The 19,656-nt window shown below is 70.9% G+C and carries 13 protein-coding genes and 2 pseudogenes; 4 read left to right on the forward strand and 11 right to left on the reverse strand.

The genetic code is table 11. The features are described from left to right. Window positions 1–996: 996 nt before the first annotated feature. Window positions 997–2,016, forward strand: a pseudogene (locus NQO67_RS42800) (chitinase); the annotation flags it as partial. 157 nt (window positions 2,017–2,173) lie between these two features. On the opposite strand, the gene NQO67_RS42805 reads toward NQO67_RS42800, so the two are convergent. Further along, the gene (locus NQO67_RS42805) at window positions 2,174–5,500 is read right to left on the reverse strand and encodes a DUF2961 domain-containing protein (protein WP_255956059.1); all 3,327 of its coding nucleotides are present in this window, start codon (window positions 5,498–5,500) and stop codon (window positions 2,174–2,176) included. A 177-nt stretch (window positions 5,501–5,677) separates the two neighbouring features. Next, window positions 5,678–7,450: a glycoside hydrolase family 183 protein gene (locus NQO67_RS42810; RefSeq protein WP_255956060.1), complete on the reverse strand. Its 1,773-nt coding sequence runs from the start codon at window positions 7,448–7,450 to the stop codon at window positions 5,678–5,680. Between the two features lie 322 nt (window positions 7,451–7,772). On the opposite strand from NQO67_RS42810, the gene NQO67_RS42815 reads away from it, so the two are divergent. After that, window positions 7,773–8,252, forward strand: a complete 480-nt coding sequence (locus NQO67_RS42815) for a hypothetical protein (RefSeq protein ID WP_255956061.1) — start codon at window positions 7,773–7,775, stop codon at window positions 8,250–8,252. A 189-nt stretch (window positions 8,253–8,441) separates the two neighbouring features. Here NQO67_RS42815 and NQO67_RS42820 read toward each other — a convergent pair whose 3' ends face one another. From NQO67_RS42820 to NQO67_RS42830, 3 genes are all read right to left on the reverse strand, one after another. Continuing rightward, on the reverse strand, window positions 8,442–9,278 hold the full coding sequence (locus tag NQO67_RS42820; protein ID WP_255956062.1) for an SAM-dependent methyltransferase: 837 nt from the start codon (window positions 9,276–9,278) through the stop codon (window positions 8,442–8,444). Between the two features lie 121 nt (window positions 9,279–9,399). Beyond that, window positions 9,400–9,633, reverse strand: coding sequence for a DUF397 domain-containing protein (locus NQO67_RS42825; RefSeq protein ID WP_255956063.1), 234 nt, complete (start codon window positions 9,631–9,633; stop codon window positions 9,400–9,402). Further along, complete coding sequence (locus NQO67_RS42830; protein ID WP_255956064.1) at window positions 9,630–10,502, reverse strand: Sco1979 family transcriptional regulator; 873 nt, start codon at window positions 10,500–10,502, stop codon at window positions 9,630–9,632. The genes NQO67_RS42825 and NQO67_RS42830 overlap by 4 nt, the downstream gene beginning before the upstream one ends. A 427-nt stretch (window positions 10,503–10,929) precedes the next feature. Between NQO67_RS42830 and NQO67_RS42835 the strand changes: the two genes are divergently transcribed. Continuing rightward, a complete protein-coding gene (locus NQO67_RS42835) occupies window positions 10,930–11,094 on the forward strand; it encodes a hypothetical protein (RefSeq protein ID WP_255956065.1) in 165 nt (54 codons plus the stop codon). Then, window positions 11,091–11,357, forward strand: coding sequence for a hypothetical protein (locus NQO67_RS42840; protein ID WP_255956066.1), 267 nt, complete (start codon window positions 11,091–11,093; stop codon window positions 11,355–11,357). The genes NQO67_RS42835 and NQO67_RS42840 overlap by 4 nt, the downstream gene beginning before the upstream one ends. Window positions 11,358–11,696: 339 nt before the next feature. On the opposite strand, the gene pglY is transcribed toward NQO67_RS42840, so the two are convergent. The 6 genes and pseudogenes from pglY to NQO67_RS42870 form a co-directional block, all read right to left on the reverse strand. Then, window positions 11,697–15,665, reverse strand: coding sequence for a BREX-2 system ATPase PglY (pglY, locus tag NQO67_RS42845; RefSeq protein WP_255956067.1), 3,969 nt, complete (start codon window positions 15,663–15,665; stop codon window positions 11,697–11,699). Window positions 15,666–15,841: 176 nt separating this feature from the next. Beyond that, window positions 15,842–16,372, reverse strand: a complete 531-nt coding sequence (locus NQO67_RS42850; RefSeq protein ID WP_255956068.1) for a DUF1648 domain-containing protein — start codon at window positions 16,370–16,372, stop codon at window positions 15,842–15,844. An 83-nt stretch (window positions 16,373–16,455) separates the two neighbouring features. Further along, the gene (locus tag NQO67_RS42855; RefSeq protein ID WP_255956069.1) at window positions 16,456–16,995 is read right to left on the reverse strand and encodes a hypothetical protein; all 540 of its coding nucleotides are present in this window, start codon (window positions 16,993–16,995) and stop codon (window positions 16,456–16,458) included. 131 nt (window positions 16,996–17,126) lie between these two features. Further along, window positions 17,127–17,978: pseudogene (locus tag NQO67_RS42860) on the reverse strand (ThuA domain-containing protein); the annotation flags it as partial. Between the two features lie 223 nt (window positions 17,979–18,201). Continuing rightward, entirely contained in the window at window positions 18,202–18,537 is a 336-nt protein-coding gene (locus tag NQO67_RS42865) for a DUF6233 domain-containing protein (protein ID WP_255956070.1), read from the reverse strand. A gap of 86 nt (window positions 18,538–18,623) precedes the next feature. Next, window positions 18,624–19,247, reverse strand: a complete 624-nt coding sequence (locus NQO67_RS42870) for a TetR/AcrR family transcriptional regulator (protein ID WP_255956071.1) — start codon at window positions 19,245–19,247, stop codon at window positions 18,624–18,626. Window positions 19,248–19,656: the final 409 nt, after the last annotated feature.

Genomic DNA, 19,656 nt, shown 5'->3' on the forward strand with positions numbered 1-19,656 from the left:
CGCCGGCCGAGCACGTACATCCCCCACGCCCCCGACCCACAACGAAACAGAAGGCGACCCCAGCCAGAGACGCACCCACAGTCGGCAACGCGCACCGGCACACGCCGCGCAATAACAAGCCCGTCCGGCGATTGAGGACGAGGCCGTCAAGGCCAAAAAAAGGGGGGCCGAGGGGCGCCGCCCCCAGACCCTCCCGAAGCGAAAGAACCTGCCTCACCCCGACCAGTTTGTAACTGGGTGAAAGTTCATCGAAATTTTCGCGGCAACACGCTTGCCAACCCGCCTGCCACCCAGGCCGGTTTGCCCGGTGAACACGGAACGCGTCCGTGTTTGTGCAGGTAGGAGTTGACCCGGCCGAGTCGGCGGAGTGGGCAGACGATCGAAAAGTTTCCGGTAAGTAACGTTGACGTTGTCTCAGGTCCGGAGCATACTCGCGTGCATCGTCACGCAGCGCCACCCCCGGGGGCGCTGCGATCGCAAGCCACCGGCAGGCACCACACGCCGGTTTCCGCCGCAACGGCACCATCGGTGCCCCGCGGCAACGGTGCAGCGGCCTCCTCCCAACCGCTACGCCATCGCCCGCCCCGCCCCCGTGCGGGGCGGGCTTATGTGTGCCACAGCGTGCGCGTGGCCGGGCCGGAGAGTTTCAACTGGTCTGAACCTATTGACGAATTGGTCTAGTCCTTCTACGTTGCCTCTACGTCTCCGTCGCGTCAGGGCCCCGCCCCCACCCGCCGGCACTCCGGCAACGGCCCAGGCTCTCCCGCCCCCACACCCGCCCAAGGAGCCGCCCCCATGCCCGCGTCGCCCACCACACCGACCCCTTCGCCCCGCCAGCCGGCGTGCGCCCCCGCCCGAACCCGCCGTCATCTCCGTGCCGTGGCGGCCGCAGCGGCACTGACCTGCACCGCGGTCCTCGGCAGCCTGGCCGTCGCAGCCCCCTCGGGCGCGGCAGCGGGGCCATCGGCGGCGTCGTCCCACGCGCCGAGCGTGGCCGCCGACCTGCCCGCACACGCGCTGGTCGGCTATCTGCACGCCAGTTTCGCCAACGGGTCCGGCTACGTTCCGCTGGCCGACGTACCGGACAGCTGGGACGTCGTCGACCTGGCCTTCGGCGAGCCGACCTCGCCCACCTCCGGAGACATCCGCTTCACGCGCTGCGGTGCGTCGGAGTGCCCCAACGTCGAGTCGGACGCTGACTTCAAGGCCGCCATCAAGGCCAAGCAGGCCGCGGGCAAGAAGGTGCTGATCTCCATCGGCGGCGCGAACGGCCAGGTCCAACTCACCACCACGGCGGCCCGTGACGCCTTCGTCTCCTCGGTGAGCTCCATCATCGACACCTGGGGCCTGGACGGTCTCGACATCGACTTCGAGGGCCACTCCCTGTCGCTGGACGCCGGGGACACCGACTTCGCGAACCCGACCACACCGGTCGTGGTGAACCTGATCTCCGCCCTGAAGACCCTCAAGGCCAAGTACGGCAGCGGCTTCGTGCTGACCATGGCGCCGGAGACGTTCTTCGTGCAGCTCGGCTACCAGTTCTACGGGCCCGGCAGCAACGGCGCGGATCCACGCGCCGGTGCGTATCTGCCGGTGATCTACGCATTGCGCGACGACCTGACGTTGCTGCACGTCCAGGACTACAACTCCGGGCCGATCATGGGGCTCGACAACCAGTACCACACCATGGGCGGCGCCGACTTCCACATCGCCATGACCGACATGCTGCTCACCGGCTTCCCGGTGGCCGGGAACACCGCCCACATGTTCCCGGCGCTCGAGCCCTCCCAGGTGGCGATCGGGCTGCCCGCGACCGTGAACGCGGGGGGCGGCTACACCACCCCGGCCGACGTCGACACGGCCCTGGACTGCCTCACCAAGAAGACCGGCTGCGGCAGTTACACCCCGCACGGCAGCTGGCCCGACCTGCGGGGCCTGATGACCTGGTCGATCAACTGGGACAAGTTCGGGGGCTGGGAGTTCCAGAAGAACTTCGACGGGTACTTCGGAAGCTGACCGCAAGCGCGCGGGGACCCATCCACCCCCACGCCCCGGGTCCCCGCACACCGGGCCGGGGCCCCGCAGCGCCCGAAGCGCTGCGGGACCCCGGCCCCTTGACGGTCAACCGCCCGACGGTCGAGCCGCCCGGAAGGCCGGACGGCCCGGCCGGGCGTCAGCCGGCGAACTCCACCTCGCTCGGCCGTGGCCACTCGCCCGCCAGGCCGAACGTGTCATGCCACTTCGCGGCGCCCGCGGTGAACGCCCCACCCTCGGACAGCGAGACGTACACATCCGCCGCCGCGTCCAGCGTGAAGGCGAGGATGTCGGCCTTCCCGTCGCCGTTGACGTCGCCCACACCGGGCACCTGGCCGCCGGCCACGAAGTCGTCGTGCCACTTCCAGGCGTCCTGCACGAACCGGGTGCCGTCGGAGAGCGAGACGAAGACATCGGCCGCGCTGCCGCGGGTGAAGGTGGCGATGTCATCGCGCCCGTCACCGTCGAAGTCCCCGACCGCCGGCAGCTCGCTGCCCAGCGCGAAGTGGTTGTGCCACAGCCAGCCGTCCTGCCGGAACGCGGTGCCGCTGGACAGCGACACGTAGACCTGCGCGGTGTCGCCCCGCGTGAAGGTGACGATGTCGTCCATGCCGTCGCCGTTGAAGTCGCCGACCTCGGGGATCTCGGTGCCCACCGCGAAGTGGGTGTGCCAGATGCGGGAGGCGCCGAAGGACGTGCCCGTCGACAGCGCGACGTAGACGTCCGCCGTGTCGCCGCGGGTGAACGTGGCGATGTCGTCCTTGCCGTCGCCGTTGAAGTCGCCCACCGCGGGGATCTCGGTGCCGGCCGCGAAGTAGTCGTGCCACTTCACACCGTCGCCGTTCAGCTTCGAGCCGTCCGACAGGGCCACGTACACGTCGGCCGCGTCGCCCCGGGTGAACGTCACCGCGTCCGTGCGGCCGTCCCCGTCGAAGTCACCGGTGAGCGGGATTTCGGTGCCCTGCGCGAAGTGCTCGTGCCACTTCACGCCGGTGCCCTGGAACGACGAGCCGTCGGACAGCGCCCCGAACACGTCCGCCGCGTCGCCCCGGGTGAAGACCACCGCGTCGTCCCTGTGGTCGCCGTTCAGATCGGTACGGGTGGGGGTGCCGGTACGGCCGGAGACGACACCGCCGAGCTGGGCGGTGTGCCCGGCCAGGTCCACCGCCAGGACCCGGTAGTGCCAGTCCTGCCCGGCCTTCAGCGGGCCGTGCGTGAAGCCCAGGCTGTGCACGGTGGCCAGCAGGGTGGCGTCGCCGATCGGCACGTCCGCCGAGGTCGAGCCGTATACGCGGTACTCCCGCACCCCGGTGTCGTCCGCCGGCTCACCCCACGTCAGGTGCAGCGCATGGTCATGGCCGCCGGTCAGCGCGGCGGCCGGTGTGGTGCCGGGCGCCTTGCTGTCGGCGTACCCGCCCGGCACCAGGCTGTCGGCCGCGTAGCCGGCCGCCGTCCACGCCGGGGAGCCGCTCGCCGGGCGCAGCTCGACGGTGACCGCGCTTTTGCCGGCGGTGGCGCTCGCCGGGATCGCGAAGGCGTCCGCGAGCCAGCGCTGCGTGGCGTTGCCCAGCGGCTGCGTCCAGGTGCCCACCGCCTGCCCGTCGACCAGCACCTGCGCGGACTGGTAGCCCTGCGCCTGGTCGGCCGTGCGGCGCAGCAGCACGCCCTGGTTGGCCGCGTCGAGCGCGAGGTGGAAGGAGACCGACGAGGAGGTGGCCCGGACGTCGTCGGTGACCTGCTGGTCGTCGGCGTCGCCCTCGTAGACGGAGGTGACGGGCTGCTGGGTCGCGCTGCCGCCCTCGGTGTAGCCGGCGGCGGTCCGGCTGGCCGCGTCACCGGTGTCGATGACGGTGGTGCGGTGCACGCCGGCGCCGTCGGAGACGTCCCGGGTGTACAGGAAGGCGGTGGAGCCGTAGTGCGCCGGCACGTCGTCCGCGGGGCCGTGCTCCATGCCGAACCGCAGGCCCGACTCGTAGGCGACGGCGTCGCCCAGCATCAGCCGGTAGGCACCGTCGCACTCGTTCTCGCAGCCGCCGGTGCGCAGTTCGTGCGCCGGGTTGCCGTTCATCGGGTTGGTGTAGGTGCCGCGGTTGAAGTACCAGCCGGACTCGTAGAAGTCCTCCGTGCCGGTGCCGTGCAGCTGCGGGGTGAGCTGGCCGTCGGTGTAGACCCGCTCGTCGCCCTCCAGGTAGGCGCGGGTGTTGCCGCTGGTCAGGTGCCCCTGCATGGTGTCCGAGACGCCCACGAACTTGCCGCGCCCGGTGCGGTCGGCGAACAGCCAGTCGTGGTCCTGCACGGTCTCCCCGGCGTGTGACTCGGCGGTGAAGTAGCCCGCGGTGCCGTCGTCGCCGAGCGCGTCCGCCCACTGCGTGTCGGGTGCCGCCGTCACCTCGACGTCGATCCCGGACAGCGCCTGCCCGGTGGTGTTCTCCAGGCTGACCTGGGCCGCGCTGCGGTACGGCATCGGCCACCACGTGGTGTACCAACCGTCAGCTGCGGTGTCCATGGCGAACATCAGCGAGCGCACCGGGCTCTCGCCGAGCCCCGAGCCGAAGAACTCGCCGACCGGCGCGTTCGCGGTCTCCCGGCCGTCGAAGCCCAGCCGCAGCCGAAGCCCCGCCAGCACCGCGTCGGTGTCCTCGGAGTCGGGCACCCGCACCCGCAGCATGCTGATGCTGCCCGCCCCGCTCTCCGCCGCGACCTGGGTCTTCTGCCCCGCGGCCAGGTCGAGCGTCCTGGCCTGCGTGCTGCCGCCGGACTGCGCGGGCTTGGGGTCCTTCGTGCCGGCCGCCTTCAGCAGGTCGACGACGTCGGTGGCCGGGTCGGACGGATCGAACCGGGTCACCCCTGCCGCGTCGGTGAAGTGCCGGTAACCGACGTGGTAGAAGAACGGGTTGTGCGTCACCGTCACCCGCATCGACTGCCGGTACGGCATCGGCACCTTGACGTAGACGCCGCCCGACGACTGGTCGGCGTTGGCCACCAGCGGATACACGAACGGGGCGCCCTGCTTGCCGTTCACCACGTCCTGGAGCGGTGCGTCGAGCACCGTCGTGCCGTCCAGCTCGACGATGATGTTTCCGGTGCCGGTGACGTCGCCGCCGTCCCGGGTGAACCAGATCGAGGAGACCTCGCCCGCCCCGCTGTCCTCCGCGAGCACGCACCCCGCCGAGGTGGTGCGCAGGCAGGAGTAGGTGCCGTCGAAGCCGTCGCCGTTGCCGCCGGTGCGGTCGAAGCTGGAGAACTGGCGGGTCTGGGTGCCCGGGCTGAGGAACGCCAACCGGTCCAGGTGCCGGTAGGTGTCCCAGCCGATCGGGCCCTTGTCCACCGCGGCCGCCTTCGTCTGCGCGGGGGCGGCCGCCGCGGCGCGCTGGGCCGGCACCGCGACGGCGAGCGTGGTGAACAGCAGGGCGGCGAGCAGCGCCACCAAGGGTGGTCTGGGCCCTGATCGGATGCGTCGTCTCATGGCTGTGGCAGCCCTCTCACGTCGTCTCATGTTGAGGTGTGGCCCCTCTCACTCAGGTTCGCCTCGCGATGCCCGCGCCGGTCACCCCGGCTGGCCTGCTTTTCGGCTGGGGGTCCGGCCCGTCGCGGAGCGACTGTGGACCACAGCGTCCCCCGGGAGAACGCAGCACCGGTGTCGTCACGACGTCCCGTAGTAGACGGCCAGTTCGGCGATGGAGGTGAAGGTCCGGGTGCCGCCCGGGGCCCCGATGACCCGCACTCCGTCACCGACCGTCGGATCGAAGGTGAACGTGTAGGTGTGATTCGGCCCCGCGCTGCTGTCGTTCGGGTAGGCGGGGGAGGCGGTCAGGCCGCCGACGTCCGTCCAGGTGTGGTCGCGACGCACCTGCACGCGCAGGTCGCGGGCGAACCATCCGCCGTCGCCGAACATGTTCCCCGTGGTGTAGACGACCTTGTTCATCGTGTACGACCGCGGCCAGGTGTAGCCCCACCAACTCGCCGACTTGTTCTCGTCGTTCCAGTCGTCCTCGTTCTGCGCGGTGTCGCCGTCGTTGTAGAACCCGGTGTTCCCGAAGTGGGTGGCCCGTTCGACGCCCACCGTGCCCGTGTCACGGGCGAGGTTGTGCTGCGGGTCCGGGGTGTTGCCGGGCTGGGTCGCGGTGTACGGCTCCAGGTGCATCCGCCGCAGCGAGAACGTGTACGCCCACTGGTCGCCGATGCCGCCGCCGCACGGGCAGACGTTTGACTGCAACCACATCGACTTGCCGTCGGCACTGATGTACTTCGACGGGATGGTGGTGGCGTACCCGCCGTGCTTGGCGTGCGTCCACGGGTAGCCGCCGAAGTCCTTGGCGTCCATCCGGCGCCACGGCCCCCACGGCGTCGGGGACTCGTAGAACTCGAAGGTGTACTCGGTCCACGAGGTGTAGATGTAGCGGTTCAACGGCTTGTCGTAGACGATGCCGCCCTGGCTGACGACGCTCAGGTTCTCGATCCGGCCGTCCGTGTACACGTCCGGGTAGACCCGCCGCTCGTCGTGCAGCACCGGCGCCTTCTGCGCGATGTCGGACGACCAGGTGGGCGCGCCCGAGCCGTCGAAGCCGCTGGCGAACTGCCAGGCCGACCGGTCCTGCACCGCGTCCTTCGGCACCCGGGCCAGATACAGGTCCTGCGGGTCCTTCACCCGGTCGTTGAAGGAGTCCCGCCAGTTGCCGTCCAGGCCGTACGCGTAGACGTACCCGTCGGGCGCGTTGCTGTACGCCTTGCCGTAGTCCAGGAACATCACCGTGCTGAACACGCCAGCGGAGAACATCGGTGCCGAGTGGTCCCACGTCCATGTCCTGCCGTGGTCGGTGGACTTGGCGACGGTGGCCGCAGGGGCGTCGTTGAAGTCGGTGGCGAGGTCCTGCACGGCGAGGTAGAGCGTGCCGCCCACGCAGGCCATGCCGGTCGGCTTGCGGGTGTGGTCGGCGTTCCACACCTGCCCGACCTGGTCGCCCTCGGCGAGCTGGGTGCCGTTCAGGTTCCCCGGCATGCCGGTGATCTGCGCGACGCCGATGTCACTGGCGTTGTCATCGCCGCCGAACCCGACGCCGTCGCCGTACGCGCCGTAGACGTTGTCGTCGTCGGACCAGCAGTTCGGCCACAGGTCCCCGTGGCTGCGGTTGTCGCCGACGGCGGGGGCGCCGACGGTGGCGCCGTTGTCGATGGCGACGGTGGAGAAGAAGGAGCCCTGCGGCGGGGTGGGGTCCGCCGCCACCCGGTGCTGCGTGGCGCGCCCGCCGCCGCCCGGGCCGTCCGCGCCGGCCGGTGCGGACAGCGCGGACGCGGTCGTGCCGGACACCAGCACGGCCAGGGCGAAGAGCCCGGAGGGCAGGGCACGGCGCAGGAACCGCCGTGGTGAGGTGCGCTGCGAAGGAGGGTCCGACGGGCGTCTTGAGAGCGGATGCATGGCTGTCTCCGGAAAGCCGGCGCGACTCGACGACGAGCCGGCGCGCCGGGCTCGTTGAGGGTTCGTCGGATGGTGGGGAAGGTGCGGAAACGATTTCAAGGGAATCTAGATTCGGGTCGTGGGCACGTCAAGACGGCGCGCGTGAAATCGTTTTCGGCCAATGCCCTGACCGACGGAGCCCTGTCGATGTCCTGTCGATGTCCTGTCGACGTCCCGTCGAGGATCTCTGCGAGGGTCCATGCGAGGGTCCATACGAGGGGCACCCGGCGCACGACGTGATGAGCCGGCGGTACGGTGCTCCGCCGGAGGGGATGGCATGCATATGACACAGATGCCTGAGCGGGGCGAGGGCCGGCGCTCTCATGCGGCGCGTACGGGGTCCGGGGCGCTGGTGGCCTTGGCGGTGGCGCTGGGCCTTGGCCTGTTCGGCGCCGGCCAGGCGGACGCGGCGTCCGCGCCGCGCTCGGCGCCCCACGCGGCGGTCGCGCCCGCGTCGGCGGCGGTCACGCACACCCGCGGCGTGCCGGAGCGGTCGGTCGGCTCGGCGAGCACGGTCGCGCTGGCCGGTCGCAGCGGCGGCAGTTCGGGTTCCCGCAGCGGCTCGTCCGGCTCACGCAGCGGCAGCGGGGTCAGCAAGTCCCGCAGCGGGGGGTCCTACGGCGGCGGATCGTCCTACCACTCGGGGAGCTCGTCCTCCGGCGGAGGCTCGTCCAACGTGATCGGGTGGCTGGTCGGGCTGGGGTTCCTCGGCGTGGTGATCTGGCTCATCGTCAGGGGAGTGGCAGGCTCGGGCGATCAGTGACGCCGGCCGGGGCCCGGTTGCCCGTGCGGTGCCGGGCTGCTGCGGTGCCGGTCGTCCTCGGGACGGCAGCGACCGGTCCGTGCGGAAACCAGCGGTACACGGGGGAGCGCCCGTCGGTGGACTCGACGAGGATCCATCGACGCGCGCTCCCCACCTGCTCTGCCGGCGGCTGCCCCGCCGGAGGTGCCCCTACGGCTTGATGCCCACCCCGGCCCACAGGCTGACCTCGGCGTCCGTGTGGCTTTCGGCGTCCGCGCGGGCGTTGTCGTCCGTCGCGTACTCCAGGTGCCAGCGGTGGCCGACGGTGATGCCGGGTTCGATGAGATCGAGGCCGTCGAAGAAGCGGGCGACGTCGTCCTTGGAGCGGAACTGCACCGGGGTCCCGCCGCGGGTGTAGATGTCGGTGACCTTCTGCCAGGTGGCCGGGTCGAAGTCGGGCGTGCAGTGGGTCACGGCCAGGGCACTGCCCGACGGGAAGGAGTCGAGCAGGCGGTCGACGATCGCGTAGGGCTCCTGGGCGTCGGTGACGAAGTGCAGGAGGGCGTTCAGGGAGAGGGCGACCGGCTGCTTCAGATCGAGCACCTGGGCGAGTTCGGGGCTGTCCAGGATCGCCTCGGGGGCGTTGACGTCCGCGTGTATGTAGGCGGTGCGGCCCTCTCGGGTGCTGCGCATCAGGGTTTCCGCGTACTTCAGCACCAGGGGGTCGTTGTCCGCGTAGACGACCCTGGCCTCCGGGACGACGCTCTGCGCCACCTGGTGCAGGTTGGGCTCGGTCGGAATGCCCGTGCCGATGTCGAGCCACTGCCGGATGCCGTGCTCGCGGGCGAGCAGCCGGGTGGCCCGGTGCATGAAGGCGCGGTTCTGCTCGGCGCACACGAAGATCCCGGGGTAGGCCTTCGCGACCTGCTCGGCGGCCTGCTTGTCGACGTCGAAGTGGTCCTTCCCGCCGAGGTAGTAGTCGTACATGCGGGCCGAGTGCGGCTTGCTGGTGTCGATGTCCCGCGTCGTTGCGGGAGGGTTGGTCATCGTGGCAGCCCCATTCCGTGGTGAGTCCGTGGTGAGCGTGTACATGCGTGCCGCGCGGCGCGGTGCGGCCGGCACCATGCGGGCACGACCGGCGGGAGCCCGGTCGGCGCGGCCGGGTGCGTCAGCGCACCAGGTGGTCCGCCAGGCCGTCCCGGGCTCCGCTGATGAACGCCTGGAACTCGCCCCGGGTGAAGATGAGCGCGGGGCCCTCGGGATCGGTGGACTGCCGGACCGCGACCCGCCCGTCGTCGAGCCGCTTCGCCTCCAGGCACTGCCCGCCGCTCGGGCCGCTCCAGGGGCACTCCCAGTCTTCGCCGCCGAGCTCCGCAGCGGGCATGCCGTTGTAGATCGTCATATGTACTCCTTGCGCATGTGGTGCAGGAGAGCGGTGCTCTCCGCGGTCGAGGTGAGCAATGACATCCGGTTGTGCGCTTCGAGGTGTGCGGTGACGTCGCCGGGCTGGTCCAGGTACATCGAACCGGAGAGGATCTCGCAGTAGACGACGTCGGGCAGCTCCCGCTCCGCGAAGCGGAAGTAGGTGAAGGGGGCGTAGGCGCCGACGTGGGCCCCGACGCCGAACGGCACCACGTCCAGGTGGACATGGTCCAGCTGGGACGCCTCCAGGAGCCGGTCGATCTGCTCCCGCATCACCGGCAGGCCCCCGACGACCCGGTGCAGCACCGCCTCTTCCATGACCACCCACAGGGTGGGGGCGTCCGCCCGCGTCAGCAGGCTCTGCCGCTGGAGGCGCAGGTCCACCCTGCGGTCGAGGTCCTCATCGTCGGCGTTCGGGGAACCGGCCCGGAGGACCGCGCGGGCGTACGCGGGCGTCTGGAGCAGGCCGGGGACGTAGTGCGGCTCGTACGTGCGCAGGATCTTCGCACCGTTCTCCAGGCTGACGTACGCGGTGAACCATGCGGGCAGCACATCGCGGTAGTTGTACCACCAGCCCGGCTTGTTCGCCTGCTGGGCCATGGCCACGAACTCGTCGATCTCCTGCTGGCCGACCCGGTACAGGTCCAGCAACGTCCGTACGTAGATGACCCGAAGGCTGACCTCCGCCTTCTCTATCCGACGGATCGTCAAAGGGGTGACGTCCAGCGCCTCGGCCGCCTCGTCCAGGGAGACCCCAGCCTGCTGCCGCAGCTCCTTGAGCCGCTTGCTGAGGATCATGCGGAGCACGGTGGGCGCGCTGCCGCCCGAGCCCGGACGGGCCTCTCTCACACCAACACCTCCTGAGGGGACGTCACCCCCTGCTGAGGGCTCGTCACCCCAACGAGTGTTGCAGTTGCTGCGTGATGACGCCAACCTGCAAACACCTTTCTGAAATTATCAGGGAGTAGGTTGCACGGCGATGCGTTCGGCTTCATGATGACGAACGGTGAGTGCGCTCACCGTCGGCGCGTGTCCGGGCACACGCCGTAAGCGGTACGGGACACCGTGTGCCGTACCGCCCCCGTGCCCACACCCATGCTGAGCACCGACACACCACGCCGACCGACGAGACACCGCAGTGCCGACACACCGAGACATGTCGATCCATCGCAGCACCGACGGACCGGAGTTACCCCGCAGTGCCGAGGCACCGCGGCCCCGAGCCACCGAAGTGCCGCATGCCGACACAGGACGACCTACCCCCAAAGGTGCGCCCATGACGAGTCAGTGCCCCCCGCCGTACGCCGGCGCCCGTGCTCATGCCGGCGCCCAGGCCCTGGACAGCAGGCCCGCCGCCCCGGCCGGCCGGCGGCCAGGTGATCAGGGCAGAGCCGGCGAGCGGGCAGCGGCCGGCTCCGGGCGCTCGGCGGTGGCGCAGTGAACTTCAGCAGCCTCTACCACCAGGAGCACCCCCTGCTGGGGCACCGCGTCGTAGACACCCTGAACGGGCGGATCGGCATCCTGCGCGCCATCTGCCCCGAGCCGGCGGACTCCGGCGCATCCCGCAAGGTCCAGCCGTTGAAGAGGACGCCCATGGCCTGGCTGGCCCCGATCGGCGGCGGCCGGGAGTGGACGACGGCACCCACCGCCATCGAAAAGGCACCCCACGAAAGCATCTTCGGCCTCGACAGCCGGGCGTCCTGAGCGCGGTGGGGGCCCGTACCGCTCACCCGGGCCCCCACAGGATCCGCCTACGCCGCCCACGTTGCCTGGTCGTTGCCTGGTCCGCTCCGTCCGCTCCGTCCGCTCACACGAGTCCGACCGGTCCGAACTGCTCGCACGACAGCGTCCGGTCCAGCCGTGGCATGCGGCCGTCCGGGAGCGTCCCGAGCACGCCTCCGCCGCGAGGAGCGCCGTGATCAGGGCATCGTCCGCCGTTGCCGGAGCCTGCTCGGCCGGGGCGTCCCCGGCCGGTGCGGCAGTGCCGCCCATGGCCGCGCCAGGACCGCACCGCTTGCCGTGGTGTCGGCGGTGCTGTTCAGTTCACGAGTCGACGACGCGCCAGCTGATCTCGACGGTGGCACCCGGGTCACGGGCCACCAGGTCGGCCAGCTCGGCCTGGAGTTCCGCTGCGGCCCGCGCCGCCGTCGTGCGTCCGCCGCCGTACTGCCGCGGTACCGGGCCCGGGTCGTGGGCGGCGGGCGTGCTCGGCTGCTTCCCGTGCGCGGCGCGCGGCCGGCGGGGCCGGTCGCCGCCGCCCGTGCCGACGGACACGTCCGCGGGGTCCGGGGCATCCAGGAGATGGGGGACGTGCGGTGCCGGTGAGGCGGGCGGGGATGGTGGTGCGGCGGCTGTGCGGTTCCGCTTGACCAGCTCCAGGACCTGGTGCTGGGCATGCGCCAGGGCCTCGCGCAGATCACCGGTCCGCTGGTCACCGCGGGCCACGTCCCGCAGTGCCGCAAGGAGCGCCTCCCCTTCGGGGCCCTCGGCGGGGGCCAGCTCCAGCGTCGTCCAGGACGTCGTCGCCAGCGCCTCGGCCACCGCCCGCGCGCACGTCACCGAGGTTCCGTACCGGTCGGCGTGCACCGGACCCAGGTCGAAGGCGGCCAGCGCCTCCACCGTCCTGCACGCCGTGGCGGCACCCTGCCCCGCGGTCACGGTGAGGGCCTCGAGCAGGTCGACGGAGCGCCGCGCCACCGCCAGCCGGCCCGACTCGTCGGTCTCGTCGAGCTGGAGGAACCCGGCATGCTCCGCCAGCCGCCGCACGAGATCGGCCGCCGCCTCCCGGTGGCCGCGCGCCTGCTCCGTGATCTGCCGGGCGAACTGGTCGACCATGCGCCCGCGCCGCAGGGTCGGTGCCGGCTGCCCGAAGATCGCCTGGAAGCGCTGCCGGGCCTGCTCCCACACCTCTTCGGACGGCAACGGCCGGCTGCGCAGCGCGTCATGGTCCTTGATCCGGGCCAGCCCGGGCGCCGGATCCAGCGGCGTGCCGCCGCGCACCCACACCCGGTCGTCCATCTCGGCGAACGACGCCACGACCAGCCGGGCGAGGAAGCCGGGCAGGCCGCGCGGCTGGGGGAGGTCGGTCCAGCCGGTGAGGGCGATCAGGCTCAGGTCGCCGGTGACGCCCCGTTCGCGGGCGAGCTGCCGGAAGTGGTCCGCCCAGTACGGGGACAGCTCGAAGTACGCCTCCTTCTGCCGCCCGAGCCGTAGCGGCCCGGCGATCCGCTGCATCAACCTGCGATCGGCCGCCGGGACCTCGGTGCGCCCATCCCGTGCCTCCGCCGCCGCCCGGAGGTGCGGAAACACCCTGCGCGCGTCGGCGGGTGTCACGGTCGCCCCGGTGCCGTCCGGGTCGAAGTCCGGATGGTCCGGGTACTGCTCGCCGAGCAGCCGGCGCGCGATGTGCCGGATCCCGTCGTGCAGGGACTGGCCGAAGGACAGCGTCAACCCGTCGACGTCCCGCAGCGCCTTGAGGTGGTCGTCGAAGTCGAGCCGGACGTCGGCGGCCTGCTTCTCGGCGAGTCCGTACGCCTGCTTGAAGGCGGCCTTCACGCATCTGAGCAGGGACTCACGCTGGGTCTCCAGGAGTCCCTTGGCGCGCGCCCGGTTGTCGGCGTTCAGATGGCCCGCGTACTGGGTGTCGAAGCGTTGTGCGTCGGAGAGCGCCCGGTCGATCACCACCAACCGGCGGAAGTCCGCGTACCGCTGCCCCGACAGGTGCGTGGGCAGCCAGGCCACGGTGCGGGACCGCTCGTCCTGCTGCCGCTCCCGCAACCGCCGGATCCGGTCGGCGCCCTCGTGCGGCCCGTACCCGCCCTCGTCGAAGGGCAGGTCGACGGCGATCCGCCAGCGGTCCTCCTGCTGCGGTATGAGGTCGTGGTCGGGCAGCTCGTCCTCGTCGGCGACGTTGCCGAAGACCACCTCGACGATGCGGTCCGTGCCACGCCATGTCACGTGCAGCTCGTCGACCGACCGGCCCGTCCGGACGTGGAGTTCCTCCGTGAGGAGGCGCTTCGCCAGCGCGAGGCGGTTGCCCGGGTTGTCGTTGACGTCGGCGTTGGCGATGACCGAGTCCACGTCGACGCCGGAGAGCTCCAGGCGGACGCCCGGGTTGGCGTCGGTGCCGGTCTCCTTGATCTCCGGGAAGCGGCCCGCCCACTCGGCGACCTTGTTCTTCAGGATCCCGTACTCGCGCCCGGGGATCGGGGCCACCACCGAGCCGTAGTTGAGCGCCGACAGTCGCCGGACGGTGAGGTCGGCCAGCGCCGGCACGCTCGGCGCCAGCGCGGACAGCAGCAGGGTGCCGATGATGCGGTTGTCCCCGGTGAACGTCCTCACCCGGCCGCGCAGGTCCTGGTCGGTGATGGTCTCGGGCCGGTGCAGACACCGCTCGACGTCTTCCTCGGAGAGGTGGTACGTGGCGAGCAGGTACGGCCGCAGCTTGGTCCGGTACAGCGTGTCGGCGGCCTCGAAGACCACCTTCAGGCTGTCCGTGAACGGTCTGTCGCCCCCCGCCGTGATCAGCGGATACAGATCGCCGACCGGAATCAGATCGCCCAGCCGCAGCTCGTCGCGGTGGTCGGCGAGCAGCTGGCCCATCAGTCTCAGGCCGGTCCGGTTGCGCTGCAACGCCGACGACACGTGCACCAGCGTGTCCATGAACGCCGGCGAGAACGGATACGTCAGCCGGAAGCTCTCCTCGTCGGCGCCGATCCCGCCCGCGCCCCGATCGGAGCCGAGCAGCGTGTCCCACACCTCCCGGCGCACCTTGCGGGTCTTCGCGAACTCGGCGTCGATCAGGGCCGCCGCCTGAGGGGTGTGCGGCCGCAGCAGTCGGGCGTGCGCGATCCGCGGCAGGTTGCGGTCCTCCAGCGTGATCCTGTCGAAGCGGCCCGACGCCAGGTTCAGGGTGTCCTGGATCGATGACTCCGCCGCGCCCGACATCTCTTCGCCGACGAGTTCGCGCAGGTCACGCTGGCGGGCGATAAAGGAGACGACGGGTATCGCACGCCGTGTGGCACCGCCTTCCACGAAGTTCGTGATCTTGCTGGCCTCGCGCGCGACGAACCTCTGGTCGTGGATGAGGGTGGCGAGCCAGAGGATCAGCTCGTCCAGGAAGAGGATCAGCCCGTCGTAGCCGAGCGACCTGGCATGCTCGGCGATCACCGACAGGCCGGCGTCGAGCGAGACGAAGCCGTGCTCGTCCTCGGTGGCGTTCAGCGCGAAGCCCGGCAGCAGGTGGGTGCTCGCGTCCTGCACAAGACGGGCCCGCAGCTCCGCCGGTGTGGCCGGGCTGACCAGGTCGAGCGGCTGCCCCGACTCGTGCACCTCCTCCGCGGCCAGTGCCGTCTCCAGCAGCTCGGGCGACCAGGCGAACGACGCGCCCCATGCGTCGTCCCCGCCGGCGCCGGTCCCGTCCCCGGCCACGTCTCCCAACCCGCCGATGACGGCTTCGTCGCCCAGCCGGCTCCGCATCGACCGGATGCTGGCGAACAGCGCGTCCGTCCGGTACACCCGCGGCGTCGGTGCCTGGGGGTGGATCTTCTTGACGTGGCTGACGTAGCCGCCCAGCACCCGCTGCTCCAGTGCCTTCGCGCCGAGCATGTGATACGGCACCATCAGGAACTTCCTCCCGTCGGTGCCCAACCAGTCGTGCCTGGTCAGCAGGGGATCCAGGGCGTGCTGGGCGCGGGCCGCAGGGCTGCCGCCCAGCAGTGCGTGCAGCACCGCCATGAAGTGCGACTTACCGGAACCGAACGACCCGTGCAGATACGCCGCCTTCGACGTGCGCCCGTCCAGCGCCGATTTGATCAGGCTGAGCGCCTCGTCGAAGTTCTCCAGCAGCCGCTCCGTGAGCACGTAGTCCCGTAACGCGTGCTGGGCGCCCTCCGGTGTCGTCGCCTCCGAGAGCTGCAACACGTAGTCGGACGTGGATATGGACTCCTTGATGTCGATGACGTCACGGAGCAGGGGCGGGGGTGTGGGCGACGACTGCGTGGCGATGGGCATACGGGATTCGCTCTTCCGGCGTGGTGGGAGACGGCGACGGGTGACGGACCGTCAGCGACAGTTTGTCCGACATTCCCGTCAAGCGTCTGCCGATTGTCAGAAGCTCGCCGTGCGCCCGGGACCGGCGCCGATGGTCACCACGCCGGCCGCCGAGGTACGCCTGGTCGCGCCCGGCCTCACTGTTTCCGGTCGCTGACGGCCGCGGCGATCGTCAGCGCGGTGCCGGCGACGAGGGGCACGGTCATCGCCACGAAGAGCCACGCGGGCACCCCCGGGTCGGGCGTGGCGCGCCACAGCATCCCGCAGCCCGCGAGGAAGGAGACACCGACGCACGTGTCGAGCAGCAACAGGGCGCGGGCGATCCGGAGTGCGGAGGCTCGACTGGCGGGCCTGTTGAGCAGGGACGACGTCGCCCACGAGGCGGCGAAGGGCGCGGTCTTCGCGGGCGGCAGCTCATCGCGGGGTGTCGTGCGCAGCACCAGCTCCGCGCAGCCGACCATCAGCACCGTCACTCCCGCATACACGAAGACCAGGACGAACGCGCTGCCGATCGACCGGTCCGTCCAGGCGTCCACTCCACCGACGCCGATGTGCTTCGGTATCCGCTCGGGCAGATGGGGGTAGCGGATCCCACCCCAGGCGGCCAGCACGGCAAGCAGGACGGCATCGGGGAGCAACCACACTCGGACCGGGGGCGAGAACACCATGGCAGCGATCATCTGACGGGCGCACCCGGTCGGGAAAGGGCTCCTCGCGGGAGGCTGGGGCCCGCAGCCGTGCGTCGGCAGGCTCAGCCCTGCCCTCGGGCTGCGTAGCCGTGCCAGTAGGCGGCTATGTCCGAGGTCTGCCGCACGATGCGGTCCGGCCCGGGTGGGGCGGGCCAGAACTGGAGGAGATAGCGGTCCAGCTGCGGCTCGTCGTCCATCCGGGTGTCCTGTTCCCGTGCCTCGTCCATGCCCTGCGCGCAGTAGCGCACGCGATAGTCGGTCTCCTGAAGGCCCAGTTCCCAGGAGGCCTCACCGGCCCACTGCATCAGGACGCTGTGAGCCGACACCGGCCGGAAGGAGACCTCCACCACCTCTTCCCAGGTCGGATCCAGCGGCGGGGCGTGGTCGTGCACTTCGACGGTGAAGCCGACGTCGCCCGTGTGCAACCCGGTCGTCAGCCAGAGCGCACCGGGTATTCCGGCGCCGCACAGCCCCGCGCGCTGGCCCGTGAACGCCTTGGCCAGGTCGGGTCCGAAGTCCTCGGGATCGCTCTCCACGTAGATCTGGCCGTAGTGGACGTACACCTCGCCCTGCACCGGTCTGTGCACCTTCACGCGATTCATGGGCAGACGGTAGCGAGCACCACTGACACCGCCGCTCCCCCGAGAGTCCGGGGGAGCGGCAGCACGGCGCAACGGGATGCCGGGGATGCCGGGGATGCCGGTGGGGCGGGGTGCCCGTCGGGCTAGGCGGCGGGGGCTGCCCCCGCGCCCGTTCCCAACCAGGTCAGGCCGTCCAGCAGGAAGGTGTTCTGGGTCTCGCTGTCGAAGGTCGACGACAGCGGGGTGTTGGTGTCGTAGTCCATGGCGTCGTGGCCGAAGTTGGCGTACAGCATCCGGTACTCGGTGTTCGTCCACAGGATCGGGTAGTAGCCGTCGTACCAGGACTGGTTCGGGTCGGTGCCCAGCGGGAAGCTCACCGGGTCGACGGAGGCCAGGATGTCGATGTCCGGGTTGTCGCGCAGGTCGTTGCTCCAGCTGTACCACTCGCTCACGGACGAGGTGAACGTGGCGGGCAGCTCGGTGGTCGCCGGGTGGTCGCGGTCCTCGGTGCGCAGTGTGGCGGTGGTGGGCCCCCACGTGTTGGAGACGAAGTCGCCGCTGCCCAGGAACTGGTCGTAGTACCAGGGCCAGCTCTGGTCCTCGGTGGTGAACGCGGACACGTGGAAACCCAGCCAGGCGCCGCCGTCCCGCATATAGGTCTCGAAGCCGGACTGCTCGGCCTGCGTATGGGGGGCGTCGTCGAGGAACAGCACCACCTGGTACGGCGCGAGGGCGGAACTGTCGGCGAGCAGGTCCCAGTTGTTCGTCGCGGTGTACGTGAAACCGTGCTCCGCGCCCGCTTGCGGGAACCACTCGTTGGCCTCGTGGACGAAGGCGATGTGGGCCGCGTCGTAGGTGCCGTTGTAGAACGCCAGCACCTTGAACGGCGTGGCGTCGGCCCTGCTCTGCGCGGAGGCCGGCACGGTCGCGAGGCCGAACAGCACCGCGAGCAGCACGAGGAGTCGCAGGCCGGGCCGGCGCACGCCGGGGTTGCTCTTGCTCATGGGGTTCCTTCCCCGTGACGGGCCGCGAAGGCCCGTTCGTGGGTGTGGGGGGTGGGGGAGGCGCGGTGGTGCGGTGGGGGTGGGTGCGGCCGGGGAATGGCCCGTCACGATTCAAGAAGTGAATAATGTTCATGTCAAGAGTTTGGTACGGACCAGGATCCTCCGCGGGGGCAACCGGCGTGACGGTTCGACGGCCCGACGCCGGCTGATGTCGGGCCGATGGTCACTCCAGCAGTCCCAGCGCGGTGTCCGGCCGGCAGTGCGGGCAGCCGTTCACGCCCTCGGCCAGGGCGTGTAGTGCTTGAGCGCGATCGACGCCGCGCCAGTGCTTCCCGATCATGTGGCAGCCGCCCGCGTGCACGTACACGGGCCTGCCGCTGTCTCCGATGCCGACCTCTAGCACCCAGTCCGGCGCCGGCGGTCGTGCCTGCGCGCCGCGGCGCCGCTCGGCTTCGCGGCGCTCCTCCCGGGCGATCCACCGGTCGATCTGCGCAAGCTGCTGAAGCGTGACGCGCCGCGCGAAGCGCAGCATCTCCAGACGGCTCGCAGAATCGGACACGTGTGCGATCGTAGACGTCTGACCAGCGCGCGACGGAGGAGGGGCAGGGGGTCCGCGGGGAAGCCGGCGTCGACGTGAGCGCCGGGTCATGACGGCGATGGTCCCTCGGGGGAATCCTCGGTGGGCAGGACGGCCCCGAGGGCCTCGCGCAACACCGCGGCGAACGGCGGCGGGTTGGTGGTGCTGAGCCAGTGCCGGCCGGCGATGCGGACCGCTCCGGCGATCGCGGCGGCCGTGACCTGGCAGGAGAGCTTGTCGTGGGGGCCGCTGCCGGTGCGCTCGGCGATGGCGAGGGCGAGCGGTTCCTCGGCCATGGCGAAGGCTTTGAGGGCTTCGCCCTGTAGCTCGGGGGTCGACATGATCATGGCGAGCCCGGCGCGATCGGGTTCGGGGGTGGCGAAGACCTCGATCACCGCTGCGGTGACGGCCCGGCCGAGGGGCTCGTCCGCGGGTCGGGCGTGCAGGGCCCGGCCCAGGCGGCGGGCCTGGTCGGCCTGGCAGGCGCAGATCGCCTCTTCTCGGCTGGAGAAGTAGTTGTTGTACGTGCGCGGTGCCACCCCGGCGGCCGAGGCGATGTCGGAGACCCGCACGAGCTTGAGCCCTCCCGGGCCCTGTTCCAGCGCCAGTTGCAGCGCCGCGGTGCTGATCGAATCGCGAACGGCCTGCTTGTTGCGGGTCCGCAGGTCACGGGGTTGGTCGTCGTTCGTCACCGGCCAAGTCCTTTCCTCGTCCATGGCCCACGCCAGGGACGTTCGGCTGATCCGCATCCTAGCCCCGGCTTGCGTTGCGCGCACAAGATGCGCAACGCGCGTCAGATGCCTAGCGCGTAACAAGTGCGTTGCACGCAATAGATGCGTGCCACGCAAGTTATGGGCTAGGGTGCGGATGCCTGGCACTCACGTCAGGCGAGTGCCAACCCATGCGGGTGCGCCAGGGGGCGAGACCTCACAGCTGTCCGGGGTCCTCCGTCGCGGGCGCCGTCCCAGTGCACCGTCAGCGGACCACAGGAGGAATGCAGGCATGCCTGCCAAGATCATTGCGTTCAACGAGGAGGCACGGCGCGGCCTTGAGCGCGGCATGAATCAGCTTGCCGACGCCGTCAAGGTGACCCTGGGCCCC

This window comes from Streptomyces odontomachi, from assembly GCF_024435355.1.
Taxonomy (GTDB): Bacteria; Actinomycetota; Actinomycetes; order Streptomycetales; family Streptomycetaceae; genus Streptomyces; species Streptomyces odontomachi.